At 66.9% G+C, this 12,002-nt stretch carries 14 protein-coding genes and 2 tRNA genes; 14 read left to right on the top strand and 2 right to left on the bottom strand.

Features of this window, described 5'->3' with window-relative positions; genetic code table 11:
• The first annotated feature begins 4 nt into the window (after positions 1 to 4).
• The 14 genes from AC1RRR_RS09765 (at position 5) to AC1RRR_RS09700 (ending at position 9,179) form a co-directional block, all read left to right on the top strand.
• Positions 5 to 463 (top strand): arsenate reductase/protein-tyrosine-phosphatase family protein, encoded by a 459-nt coding sequence (locus AC1RRR_RS09765; RefSeq protein ID WP_492812589.1) that lies wholly within the window; start codon positions 5 to 7, stop codon positions 461 to 463.
• Positions 464 to 560: 97 nt separating this feature from the next.
• Positions 561 to 779 carry a translation initiation factor IF-1 gene (infA, locus tag AC1RRR_RS09760; RefSeq protein ID WP_035044427.1) on the top strand — a complete coding sequence of 73 codons (219 nt, stop codon included), beginning with the start codon at positions 561 to 563 and terminating at the stop codon, positions 777 to 779.
• Positions 780 to 786: 7 nt separating this feature from the next.
• Positions 787 to 1,380 (top strand): Maf family protein, encoded by a 594-nt coding sequence (locus AC1RRR_RS09755; RefSeq protein ID WP_492812587.1) that lies wholly within the window; start codon positions 787 to 789, stop codon positions 1,378 to 1,380.
• Entirely contained in the window at positions 1,377 to 2,459 is a 1,083-nt protein-coding gene (locus AC1RRR_RS09750) for a ribonuclease E/G (protein ID WP_492812586.1), read from the top strand. Before AC1RRR_RS09755 ends, AC1RRR_RS09750 begins: the two co-directional genes overlap by 4 nt.
• Positions 2,456 to 2,641 carry a DNA gyrase inhibitor YacG gene (locus AC1RRR_RS09745; protein WP_492812584.1) on the top strand — a complete coding sequence of 62 codons (186 nt, stop codon included), beginning with the start codon at positions 2,456 to 2,458 and terminating at the stop codon, positions 2,639 to 2,641. Before AC1RRR_RS09750 ends, AC1RRR_RS09745 begins: the two co-directional genes overlap by 4 nt.
• A gap of 98 nt (positions 2,642 to 2,739) precedes the next feature.
• A tRNA-Phe gene (locus tag AC1RRR_RS09740) sits at positions 2,740 to 2,815 on the top strand.
• 581 nt (positions 2,816 to 3,396) lie between these two features.
• The gene (locus tag AC1RRR_RS09735; RefSeq protein WP_492812582.1) at positions 3,397 to 4,296 is read left to right on the top strand and encodes a MotA/TolQ/ExbB proton channel family protein; all 900 of its coding nucleotides are present in this window, start codon (positions 3,397 to 3,399) and stop codon (positions 4,294 to 4,296) included.
• 5 nt (positions 4,297 to 4,301) lie between these two features.
• Entirely contained in the window at positions 4,302 to 4,733 is a 432-nt protein-coding gene (locus AC1RRR_RS09730) for a biopolymer transporter ExbD (RefSeq protein WP_454717203.1), read from the top strand.
• A 13-nt stretch (positions 4,734 to 4,746) separates the two neighbouring features.
• Entirely contained in the window at positions 4,747 to 5,478 is a 732-nt protein-coding gene (locus AC1RRR_RS09725) for an energy transducer TonB (protein WP_454717202.1), read from the top strand.
• Positions 5,479 to 5,683: 205 nt separating this feature from the next.
• A tRNA-His gene (locus tag AC1RRR_RS09720) sits at positions 5,684 to 5,760 on the top strand.
• 155 nt (positions 5,761 to 5,915) lie between these two features.
• Complete coding sequence (locus AC1RRR_RS09715) at positions 5,916 to 6,509, top strand: TOL_0243 family YfiR-like periplasmic protein (protein WP_492812579.1); 594 nt, start codon at positions 5,916 to 5,918, stop codon at positions 6,507 to 6,509.
• Positions 6,506 to 8,233 (top strand): ATP-binding protein, encoded by a 1,728-nt coding sequence (locus AC1RRR_RS09710; RefSeq protein ID WP_492812577.1) that lies wholly within the window; start codon positions 6,506 to 6,508, stop codon positions 8,231 to 8,233. Before AC1RRR_RS09715 ends, AC1RRR_RS09710 begins: the two co-directional genes overlap by 4 nt.
• A gap of 61 nt (positions 8,234 to 8,294) precedes the next feature.
• A complete protein-coding gene (locus tag AC1RRR_RS09705; RefSeq protein ID WP_454717199.1) occupies positions 8,295 to 8,483 on the top strand; it encodes a hypothetical protein in 189 nt (62 codons plus the stop codon).
• A gap of 159 nt (positions 8,484 to 8,642) precedes the next feature.
• On the top strand, positions 8,643 to 9,179 hold the full coding sequence (locus AC1RRR_RS09700) for a hemerythrin domain-containing protein (protein ID WP_492812575.1): 537 nt from the start codon (positions 8,643 to 8,645) through the stop codon (positions 9,177 to 9,179).
• Positions 9,180 to 9,227: 48 nt separating this feature from the next.
• Here the strand turns inward: AC1RRR_RS09700 and AC1RRR_RS09695 are convergent, their stop codons facing one another.
• Both AC1RRR_RS09695 and AC1RRR_RS09690 read right to left on the bottom strand, forming a co-directional pair.
• Entirely contained in the window at positions 9,228 to 10,658 is a 1,431-nt protein-coding gene (locus AC1RRR_RS09695; protein WP_492812573.1) for a UdgX family uracil-DNA binding protein, read from the bottom strand.
• Positions 10,658 to 11,878: a putative DNA modification/repair radical SAM protein gene (locus tag AC1RRR_RS09690; protein ID WP_492812571.1), complete on the bottom strand. Its 1,221-nt coding sequence runs from the start codon at positions 11,876 to 11,878 to the stop codon at positions 10,658 to 10,660. The genes AC1RRR_RS09695 and AC1RRR_RS09690 overlap by 1 nt, the downstream gene beginning before the upstream one ends.
• Positions 11,879 to 12,002 lie beyond the last annotated feature (124 nt).

Here is a 12,002-nt window from a genome sequence, read left to right as displayed (position 1 = left end):
GTCGGTGTCGGACTCGCTGCCCGATGCGGTGCTGTTCACCTGCAACTACAACCGCGTGCGCTCGCCGATGGCCGAGGGGCTGTTCAAGCGCTTCTACGGCACGCGGGCCTTCGTCGATTCCTGCGGGCTGAAGCCGGACCCGGCGGGGGAGGGGATCGATCCTTTCGTCGTGGTGGTCATGGACGAGCTGGGCCTGGACGTTTCGGACCACAAACCCAAGACCTTCGCCCAGCTGGAGGATGACAGCTTCGACGTCGTCGTTTCCCTGACCCCCGAGGCCCAGCACCGGGCCGTGGAGCTGTCGCGCGATCGTTCGGTCGAGATCGAGTACTGGCCCACCCATGATCCGACGTTGACGGACGGTTCGCGCGAGGCCCGACTTGAGGCGTACAGGGAGGTTCGCGATACCCTGGCCGAGGCCATCAAGCGACGTTTCGGTGCGCCATCGACGTTTGGGGGGTGAATGCGTTATAGAGGCGCCTCGCCGCGAATGGCCTCGTTCTGACTCGATGTCGGACGAGGGCTCGCGGCTGTTCGATTCGCTCCATTTGAGAGGCCTGATGGCTAAGGAAGAACTGCTCGAGTTTCCCGGTACGGTCAGCGAATTGCTGCCGAACGCCACCTTCCGGGTGACCCTCGAGAACGCACACGAGATCATTGCCCACACCGCCGGCAAGATGCGCAAGAACCGCATCCGCGTGCTGGCTGGCGACAAGGTCCTGGTCGAGATGACCCCGTACGACCTGACCAAGGGCCGTATCACCTACCGCTTCAAGTAGGACGGCGATGGCTTCGACGACGGCCGCCCAGCCGGCGCTGGTGCTGGCCAGCGCGAGCCCGCGCCGCCTCGACCTGCTGGCCCAGGTCGGCGTCACGCCCGACCGGGTCGATCCCGCCGACATCGACGAATCTCCTCTGCGCGACGAGACTCCGCGCCGCCACGCCCTGCGCCTGGCGCAGGAGAAGGCGCGCGCCGTCGCCGCCCGCGCGCCGGGCGACTTCGTCCTGGCCGCCGATACGGTGGTGGCCGTCGGCCGGCGCATCCTGCCCAAGGCCGAGACCGAGGCGGATGTTCTCTACTGCCTCAAGTTGCTGTCGGGCCGGAACCACAAGGTCCTGACCGGCGTGGCCCTGATCGCGCCCGATGGCCGAGAGGGCTCGCGCTTGGTCGAGACCAAGGTCGGCTTCAAGCGCCTGACCGACGCCGAGCGCGACGGCTACGTCGCCAGCGGCCAGTGGCAGGGTAAGGCGGGCGGCTACGGCGTCCAGGGCCTGGCGGGCGGCTTCATCACCGAGCTGCAGGGCTCCTATCCCAGCGTCGTCGGTTTGCCGCTGTATGAGACGCTCAATCTGCTCTCGGGCCTGGGATATCGGCCGTGAACGCCAAACCTGACCACAAGACCGCCAAGGCCCCCGTCGAGCGCCGGGCGTACCTCTACAAGGGCGTCGGCGAGACCGTCGGGGTCGTGACCCTGGACGGCCGGCCCGAGCGCCTGTTCGTCTCCTGGCCCAGCGACGATCCGCTAGACGCCGAGGGCGTGCGCGGCGTGGCCCGCATCAAGTCGGTCGAGAAGACCTTCGCTTCGGCCTTCGTGGCCCTGCCGGGCGGCCAGGACGTGCTGCTGCCGATACGACCCGACATGCCCAAGCTGGTTGAAGGCGGCGTGGTCGAGATCGAGATCAAGACCGCCTCGCGCCAGGACAAGGCCGCCGTAGCCCGCTTCGTCGCCGAAGGGCAGGGCGAACCGCGGGTGATCGACGCCGCCCCGACCATTGAGGCGCTGCTGCGCCACCATGTGAAGGCCGGATCGCCCACCACGGGCGAAAAGGCCCTGGCGGCCGTCGAAGAGGCCGAGGCCGACGCCCTGGCCATCGTCTTCGCCCTGCCGGGCGGCGGCGATATCGCCGTGGAGACCACCCGCGCCCTGACCACCGTCGATGTCGACCTGGGCGCGCGGGAAGCGACCGATTCGAAGCGCGCCTCGCGCCAGGCCAACATGGCCGCGTTGAGCGTCGCCTCGCGGGTCCTGCGCCTGAAAGGGCTCGGGGGAATCATCATTTTCGACCTGGTGGGGCGCGGCCATGACGGCCAGGCCCTGACCACGGCCGCCCGAAACCTGTTCGCGCCGGACAATCCGGGCGTGGGAATCGGGGCGATCAGCAAGTTCGGAACGCTGGAGATGATCGTGCCGCGCCGCGCGCCGCCGATTCTCGACCGGCTGCTGACCCGAAACGGGGAGACGAATCCCCGCTACGCGGCGCGCAAGCTGGCGCGCGCCCTGGAGCGCGAGGGCAGGGCGGATCCCGGTGGTCGCCTGACCGCGGCTTGCGCCCCGGCCGTCGCCGAAGCCTTCGCGGCCGAACTGGACGCCGGCGTCGCCGAGCGCCTGGGTCGCCGCTTCGTCATCGAATCTCGATCCGACTTCGCGATCGACAGCATAGAGGTGTCCGCCGCATGAGCACGGGCTGCGCTATTTGCGGCAAGCCGGTTGAAACCGCCTTCCGCCCCTTCTGCTCCAAGCGTTGCGCCGACGTCGACCTGCAGCGCTGGCTGAGCGCCCGCTATGTCGTTCCGGGCGGCGAGGACGACGATGAGAATCCCCCAGGGAATCTCTCTTCGGAAGACATCCACAGAGAATGAAAAAGGGCGCTGGACAACCAATCCGGCCTCACCTATAGACCCGGCTCCTCGCTGCACAGCGAGGTCGCCGAAGCGGTTTCGACCGCCGAACGCAAGATGCCTGAGTAGCTCAGTTGGTAGAGCAGCGGATTGAAAATCCGCGTGTCACTGGTTCGAATCCGGTCTCAGGCACCACCTTCCCTTCTTCTTCCGATCTGGAAGCGATCGCTTTGCGGGCGTCCTGAAGCTGGGCCGTTCGCGTTGTCGTTTTTCCGTCATGACGACGGTTGACCGTTCGGTCCGCGGCCCCATCTGCCAAGTCGGCGGGCGCCTTTCTTCATCGACCGATGTTTTGTTGCCTTGCTGCAGTGCAGCATGGTTTTTCTCGTTGCCAGGGAAAAACCGCCCCTTTTTCCAGAAAACCCTTTTGTGCGGCGCGGCAAAGGGCGGGGGTGCGGGCCATCTACGACGATTTTGTGCCCACATGATCCCCTTGACGGTGCGAAAAGGGGTTGCCAAAGGACCACAGCCGCAATTCTAACATTGCGGTAAGACCGGAGCCCGTAACAGGGCGTCGGTTGCCCGCGCTTCGAAACGATCCTTCCGGTGGCCTTGGTCCTCGTGAGGGGCGTAACGGGTCGAGCGCAGCGAAGCGGGTCCGCCGCGGAGAGAGAGAAATCTGACTCCAAGGCGGGCTATTCAGAGTTAGGGTGGACACGCTCTCGCGCGACGACCCTCGGTCCAAACGTGCTAGACCAATCAGGAACTGGCGAAAGATGCTCGACATTAAACGGAAGACCCCCCTCATCGCTCTCGTCGGCGCTGTCGCGCTGATGGCGAGCGCCCCGGCTTTCGCCCAAGACGCCGCGGCTCCGGCCCCCGCGACTTCGGAAGCCGCCGCCCCCGCCGCTCCGGCCGCTGACGCCGCCGCTGCTGCTCCGGCTCCGGAAGCCGCTCCCGCCGAAGAAGGCGGCGAGAAGAAGGGCGGCCACTCGCTGACGCCCGTCGGCATGTTCCTCGCCGCTGGCGCCGTCGTTAAGGTCGTCATGATCGGCCTGCTGCTGGCCTCGGTCTTCTCGTGGGTTCTGCTGCTCACCAAGATTTTCGAGTTCGCTGGCCTGAACAAGCAATCGGACAAGTTCCTGGAAGCCTTCCGCGGCGCTCGCTCGATCGCCGACATCGCGCGCATCAGCTCGTCGGAAGAATTCGAAGGCAACCCGATGGCCGACATGGCCGCCGCCGCCTCGCAGGAAGTCGAACTGTCGCGTCAAGCTGGTCTGGCTGTCGCCGGCGAGCACCGCGACTCGACCATCGCCCGCGCCACCTACGCCATCAGCGCCGTGCAAGCTTCGCTGGTTAAGCGCCTGTCGGGCGGCATGGTGTTCCTGGCCTCGGTCGGTTCGGCTGGTCCGTTCATCGGTCTGTTCGGTACGGTTTACGGCATCATGACGTCGTTCATCGGCATCGCGAACACCAACACGACCAACCTGGCCGTCGTCGCGCCGGGTATCGCTGAAGCTCTGCTGGCTACCGGTATCGGCCTCTTCGCCGCTATCCCGGCCGTTATCTTCTACAACTACTTCCAGACCCGCATCTCGGGTTACGGCACCCGCTCGGAAGGCTTCGTTGCTGAACTGATGAACGCCATCTCGCGTCAGCTCGACAAGGGGGCGTAACACCCATGGCCGCCAAACTCTCAGGCGGTGGGGGCGACAGGTTCAACGTCGAACAGAACAGCGACATCAACGTTACGCCCTTCGTGGACGTTATGCTGGTGCTTCTGATCATCTTCATGGTGGCGGCTCCGCTCGCCTCCGTGTCGATCGAAGTGAACCTGCCCGCGGCGGTGGCGAAAGCAACTCCCAACCCGCCGAAGCCGGTCTACATCTCGATCAAGTCGACGGGGCAGCTCTATATCGGCGATAACGAGACCTCTCTCGACGAGATGGGTCAGGATATCGTCAAAGGTATGGGCCGACGCGACCCGTCTAAGGAGCGCATCTTCATCCGGGCCGACGAAAAGGTTCGCTACGGGGCTTTCATGGAGGTTATGAACACCCTCCAGGATAATGGCTTCTACAGCGTGGCTCTCGTTGGACGGGATGATAGCTAAGTAGGGGTGCTGCATGGCTGAACAACAAACGCCCGAGCATCGCCACTACGATCCGCTCACCTCGGAAGGCCCGCGTCGCAAAAAGGGCATGGGACCGTTCGGTGTCGCCCTTGTCGTGGTCTGCGGCGTTCACGCGCTCCTCTTCGCCTACCTGGCGAAGCAGAAGTTCGAAGCGGTAATGCAGGAGTATTCGGACGACGCCGTGGACGTGGAGCTGCCTCCGCCGCCCCCGCCGCCGCCGCCGCCTCCTCCGCCGCCGCCGCCGACCAACGAGCCGCCGCCGCCTCCGGCCGTCGTGCAGCCGCGTCCCCCGGTGGCTCCGCCGCCGGACGTGACGCCGCCGCCGCCGCTGCCGATCCCGCCCGTTGAAAAGCGGGTCGAGACGACGGCTCCGCCGGTGATCTCCGCCGTGCCGCCGGTTCCGACGAACCCGCCGGCTCGCGCTTCGGTCATCACGCGCCCTGACTGGGCTCGTAAGCCGAGCGGTGACGACATGGCCCGGTACTATCCGGACCGTGCTCAACGGATGGAAGTCTCTGGTCGTGCGACGATCTCGTGCACCGTGACGGCCAAGGGTACCCTGGAGAGCTGCTCTGTAGTCTCCGAGAACCCTGCGGACATGGGCTTCGGCGACGCTGCCCTGCGTCTGTCGCGCCTGTTCCGGATGAAGCCCAAAACCCTCGACGGCGCGCCCGTCGACGGTGGTCAGGTGACCGTCCCGCTGGTGTTCCAAGTCCCGCAATAGGACCTGGATCCAGGCGAAAGCTAAGAAACGCCCCGGAGTTTCGGCTCCGGGGCGTTTTTCTTTGGGAAAACGGCCAAACAAGAATGCGTGCGTTTTTTCTCAGGAAAAACGCCAGGCGGAGCGAGCACGCTTTTCCTGTGAAAATAGCGTGTTTCGACGCTTGATCCGGGAAGCGCGTCCGACTAAAGACACTCCCTCGCGATGCGCCGCCTTAGCTCAGTTGGTTAGAGCGCCGGTTTGTGGAACCGGAGGTCCTCAGTTCAAGCCTGAGAGGCGGTACCATCGTCACCGAAAAGCCCGGGGTTCGCCTCGGGCTTTTTGCGTTTTGGTCGCCCGCTTGCATTTTAGTCGCCTGCCCGACCCTTGCCTCCAAAATGTCATCGGTGTGGGATCGAACAGCACTGCTTCGCGTTCAGATTCCCATGGGGGACAGGCGTATGGTTTTGGGTTTCCCGCCCGGCGCCCCTGGACCTAGGTCCGGTTGGCGTAGTTGGTCGTCGTGGGTCCTCACGGCGACGGCTTTCGCCTGCGCGTTCGCCGGCGCCGCCCTGGCGGGCGAACAGGAACCTGGCTACGCGCTGAAGGCCGGCTACCTGGCCAAGTTCACCCCCTTCGTCGATTGGCCCGAGACCGCGTTCGAGGCGCCCGGCAGTCCGTTTCGCCTGTGTGTCGGCGGCCGTGACCCGTTCGGGGGGACCATCGACCGCGTCGCCGGCGCCCTGCATGTCGGCGACCATCCCGTGATCGTCATTCGTCTGCCGACCGTGGCCAAGGGCATGGGCTGCCACCTGCTGTTCCTCAGCGCCTCGCGCCAGCAGACGCCGCAGCAGATGCTGGCCGTGGTGGCCGGCAAGCCGGTGCTGACCGTGGCCGACGAAGACCTCGAGGCCAGCGGCGCCATGGTCCAGTTCGTGACTGTCGAGAATCGCCTGCGCTTTTCCATCCGCGCCGACGCCGCCCAGGCGGCCGGCCTGACCCTGAGCTCGAAGCTGCTGGCCTTGTCGGCGCCGCTGCGGGATAGCGGCAAATGAAGCTGCCTCGGATGTTCGTTGTCGGCCGCATGGGCTTCAGGCCCGCCTTGACGGTGTCGATGGCCATCGGCCTGGCCGTGGCCATCGTCGCGGCCGCTTTCGGCATGGCCGCCTATAATGAGCATCTGGGTCAGCAGGAGCGCCACCGCGCGGCCGAGGTGCAGCTGCGCATCCTGGCCGGCAGCATGGCCGCGCCGCTGGCCTTCGACGACCGCTCGGCGGCGCGCGAATATGTCGGCGCCCAGAGTTCAAACCCCGACATCGAGGCCGTGGCCGCCTACGACATGCAGGGCCAGCTGACCGCCAGCTTCACCCGCTCCGGCGCGCCGCCGCCGCCGGCCCGCAACGTCCTGGGTCCGCCACGCCTGGACGGGGCGCGACTGGTGCTGACCTCGCCGGTGACCGAGGGCGAGACGGTGCTGGGTTCGGTCTATCTGCGATCGGTGCTGGAATCGCCGTCTCGGCGCGCCATGCGGTATGCGGGCTTTGCCCTGCTGATCGTCATGGCCGCCCTGCTGGTGGCCGTGCTGGGCGCAGCGGGCGCGCGCGAGGGCGAGGCCAATCGCAAGCTGCAGGCCGAGATCCGCGAGCGAGAAAAGGCCGAGGCGGCCCTGCGCCAGTCACAGAAGATGGAGGCCATGGGTCAGCTGACCGGCGGCGTGGCCCACGACTTCAACAACCTCCTGATGGTCGCCTCCAGCGGCATCGACCTGCTGGACCGCACCACCGACCCCGCGCGGCGCGAGCGCCTGCGCCAGGGCGTGCGCCAGGCCATCGACCGTGGCGCCAGCCTCACCCAGCAGCTGCTAGCCTTCTCGCGCCGCACGCCGCTGAAGCCCGAGGTGGTCGATATCGCCACCCGTCTGGCCGGCATGCACGCCCTGCTGGACCGTTCGTTGCGCGAGGACGTCAAGGTCGAGATCAACCTGCCGCCGCACCTGTGGCGCATCGAGGTCGACGCCTCGCAGCTGGAAGTGGCGGTGCTGAACATCGCCATCAATGCTCGCGACGCGATGCCCGACGGCGGGACCATCACCATCGAAGCCCGCAACGAGCCCTCGGGCCGTCCGGACGGGGCAGGGGACCAGATCCGCCTGGCCATCCGCGACACCGGCGTCGGCGTCGCGCCCGAGATGCTGACCCGGCTGTTCGAGCCATTTTTCACCACCAAGGCCGTCGGCAAGGGGACGGGCCTGGGCCTGTCGCAGGTCTATGGCTTCGCCCGCGCGTCGGGCGGCGAGGCGGGAGTGGATAGCAAGCTGGGCGAGGGCACCACGATCTGGCTTCGCATCCCGCGCTCGACCAAGGCCCTGCCCAGCGAACCGGCCGCTATCGCCCCGCGCAAGGCCGGGCCGATCGGCCGCTATCGCATCCTGCTGGTCGAGGACGACGACAGCGTCGCCCAGCTGGTCGAGGAGATGCTGCGCGAGCTGGGCTATGAGGTCGTGCGGGCCGGCGAGGCCATGGGCGCCCTGGATGTGCTGCGCAAGGACGGCGCCTTCGACCTGGTTTTCAGCGACATGGTCATGCCGGGCGATATCGGCGGCCTGGACCTGGCGCGAGACATCTCGCGCCTGCGGCCCAGCCTGCCCGTGATCCTGACTACTGGCTACAGCGCCGCCGCCGCCGCCGCGACCAACGAGGGCCGGCGGGTGCTGATCAAGCCCTACCGCATCGAGGCGCTGGCCACCGAGCTCGACACGGCGCTCCAGCGGGCCAGCTAGGGTGTAGGAACTGGGCCTGCGCCGGATCGGTTGAAGTCATTCACCGATCAAGGAGCACGCCATGTCCAAGCCGCCCCCCATCCCGCCCGAACAGCGCGCCTTCAAGGGCCAGAAGCCGGACCTGGATGACGGTCAGGCCGAGCTGGCCGGCAAGCAGCCGGGCAACGCCGACGTGAACCTCGACGAGCAGGGCAGTTCGGGCAATCTGCGCCAGAACACCAGCCGTTCGGGCAACATCCAAGACCGCTGATCCCCCAAGGGCCTTTAAGCCTGTCGAGCGGCCGAGCGTCGGCCGCTCGACACTGCGAACCTTTCGCAAAACCTCTTTTGATTGAGATGCTTAGCCTTCGGAACGGCCGGGGCGGTGAGGGGGTTTGTTGGCGGTCGGGGATATCGAGGGAGTCATTCCATGGCCGCCGCCGCCAAGTCATCCAGCAAGACCAAGTCCGCCAAGCCGCGCAAGTCGACCCGCCGCACGGGTCGCCGCGATCCGCTGGCCATCACCCTGCTCAAGAAGGACCACCGCGAGGTGGAGGCGATGTTCGACGAGTACGAACAGCTCGAGAAGGACGCCGACAAGCTGGCCCTGTTCAACCAGATCGCCCTGGCCCTGAAGGTCCACACCCAGATCGAGGAAGAGGTGCTCTATCCGGAGAGCCGCGGCGAGGTCGAGGACGACCTGATCGACGAGGCCTATGTCGAGCACGACGGGGCCAAAAAGCTGATCGCCGAGATCGAGGCGATGAAGCCTAGCCAGGAATTCTACGACGCCAAGGTCAAGGTGCTGGGCGAGTACATCAAGCACCACGTCAAGGAAGAGGAGCAGCCCGGCGGCTTCTTCGCCCAGGCCAAGAAGGGCGACGAGGACCTCGAGGCTATGGGCGAACGCATGAAGGCCCGCAAGGAAGAGCTGATGGCGGAGTACAGCGGCAAGGCCGTCAACTAAAGCTAGCCAGCGCTGAACAGACGCCCGGCCGAGAGGCCGGGCGTTTTGCTATGTCAGCCCCGCCAGCTGCCCCGCCAGCCGCAGGTCCTGCACGAACTCCGCATAGGCCCGCGCCTTGGCGTCCTCGTCCGGCAGGCGTAGCAGGAACGACGGGTGGTAGGTCACCACGCCCTGGCTCTGGTCGGGCAGTTGCAGCGCCTTCCCGCGATTGGCCCCGATCGGCGTCGGCTTGCCCATCACGCTCAGGGCCGCCGTGGCGCCCAGCATCACCACCACCTTCGGCCGCACCAGGCGGCGCTCGGCGTCCAGCCACCAGCGGCAGGCGGTGACCTCGCCCCGGTCCGGCGTCTTGTGGATGCGTCGCTTGCCGCGCGGCTCGTGCTTGAAGTGCTTCACGGCATTGGTGACGAAAGTCCGGTCGCGGACCACGCCGGCCTCGGCCAGAGCCCTGTCGAACACCTGGCCCGCAGGACCCACGAACGGACGGCCCGCGAGGTCCTCCTGGTCGCCCGGCTGTTCGCCCACGAACATCAGATCCGCCTTGGCCGCGCCTTCGCCCGGCACGCCTTGCGTCGCGTCGCGCCAGAGGTCGCAGCGACGGCAGACCTGCACGCCGGCATGGACCTCTTCCAGTGTCGTCGGTGCGCCTTGGCCGTACGAGGCGTCGCGGGCGTGGCGCAGGGCGGCCTTCAGCACACGGTCGGACGGCTGGCGAGGCGTGGCGGCGACCATGGCGGTGGCGCGCTCCTGCGCGGTTTCGATCAGCTCGGGAATGAGCGCCGCCTCGGGCAGGTTCCGCCAATAGCGTTTCGGCATCTCCTGGCGCATCTGCTTGGGGTTCAGGCGGGCCGGATTGAAGATCGAGGCGTAGTAGGTGCGCCAGAGCTCTTCCTGGGCGTCCTCGGACGGCGCGTCGGCCGGATCGGCGCCTTCCGACACGTACAATCGCTCGCGGTCCCAGGCGACGCAGGCGTCAGGCGTCAGGATGGTCCAGTCCATGTTGGTGAAGCGGCGCACGAAGAAGCCGGCGGTGGCCTCGGTCACGCGGTGGGCAGGCTCGAACCAGGCGGCATAGGTCTCGGTGGCGGTGCCCTCGATCAGGCGAAAGCGGACGAAGGCCTTCATCTTGTGCGACGCGCGGCTGACGGCCTTGGCCATGTCGCGGGCGCGGGCCATGTCGGGATCGGCCGGATTGTCGATCAGCCGCGGCTCCCGCTCCAGCCGCCACAGGATGCGGTAGAGCAGGGCGAGGCGGTCGGGGCTGCGGTGTTGGATCACCTGCTCGGCCAGTTCGACGAAAGCGGCGGGGACGGTGAAGTTGGCCGTGCTGGAGGACGCAGGCGAAGCATCGACGTCGAACAGCTCCCGCTCCACTGTCCACACCACCGCTTCGGGGCTCACCCCCTCGGCCCGCAGAGCTCGCGCGGCCGTGCGCCAGCCGGCGAAGTCGATCTCGGACGCCAAGCGCACCACCCGCATCAGAACAGGTTCAGCTGCTGGGGCTGGACCAGGGCGGCCTTCAGGCTGTCGTGATCGGCCAAAGCCCCGGGCGTCCAGTCGGCGGTGACCACGAACGCCCTGGCGCGCTTCAGGACGGCCCCGACGCGTTTGAGGTCATCGAGGGTCAGGCGGGTGATCTTCCGGGCCGCCAGGATGCGTTCCACGGCCTTTGCGCCCAGGCCCGGCACGCGCAGCAACGTTTCCTTGTCGGCCGTCTGGATGTCGACCGGGAACTTGCCCCGGTTCCTCAGCGCCCAGCCGGTCTTGGGATCGACCGAGAGGTCCAGGTCCTCGCCCTCGGCCACGATCTCGGGCCGTTCGAAGCCGTAGAAGCGCATCAGCCAGTCGGCCTGGTACAGGCGATGCTCGCGCAGCAGGGGCGGGCGCGAGAGCGGCAGGCGTGAACTGGCGTCGGGGATCGGGCTGAAGGCCGAGTAGAACACCCGCCCCAGGCGATAGGCGCCGTACAGGCTGGCGCTGCGGGCCAGGATGTCGCCGTCCTTGGCCGCGTCGGCGCCGACGATCAGCTGGGTCGACTGGCTGCGGGCGAACGACCGCCTGCCGGCTTTCTTCGCCGGCTCGGCATGGTCGTCGATCGCCAGGCGCATGCGGCCCATGGCGCGCTTGATGTCGGTGGGGCTCTTCTCGGGGGCCAGGGAGGCCAGGCTGTCATCGCGCGGCAGCTCGATATTGATCGACACCCGGTCGGCATAGAGGCCCGCCTCGGCCGCCAGCTCGGGCGAGGCTTCGGGGATCAGTTTCAGGTGGATGTAGCCCCGGAAATCGTGGTCTAGCCGTAGCGATTTCGCCACCCGGACCATCTCCTCCATCGTGTAGTCGCCCGTGCGGATGACGCCCGACGACAGGAACAGGCCCTCGACATAGTTGCGCTTGTAGAAGTTCAGGGTGAGGTCGACGACCTCCTTCACCGTGAACCGCGCCCGCGGCGTGTTCGAGGACACGCGGTTGATGCAGTACGCGCAGTCGTAGATGCAGAAATTGGTCAGCAGGATCTTCAGCAGGCTGATGCAGCGACCGTCGGGGGCATAGGCGTGGCAGATGCCCATGCCCTCGGTTGAGCCCACGCCCTGACCGCCGACTGAGGTCCGTTTCTCGGCGCCGGAAGAAGCGCAGGACGCGTCGTACTTGGCGGCGTCGGAGAGGATAGCGAGCTTGCGTCTGAGATCGAGAACGGCCATGCGCGGCACGTTATTGTTCTCTTTTTGTTCTGGAAAGTCTTCACGCGCGACGAGGGCATGAGGCTCAACGTCGCGCGTGAAGGGAAGCGTCGGGAGGCGGACACTTTGTGGCGTCCGCCCCTCG

This window comes from Caulobacter sp. GW821-FHT12D05 (assembly GCF_058807295.1).
This window is presented reverse-complemented; position numbering and strand designations above follow the sequence as displayed.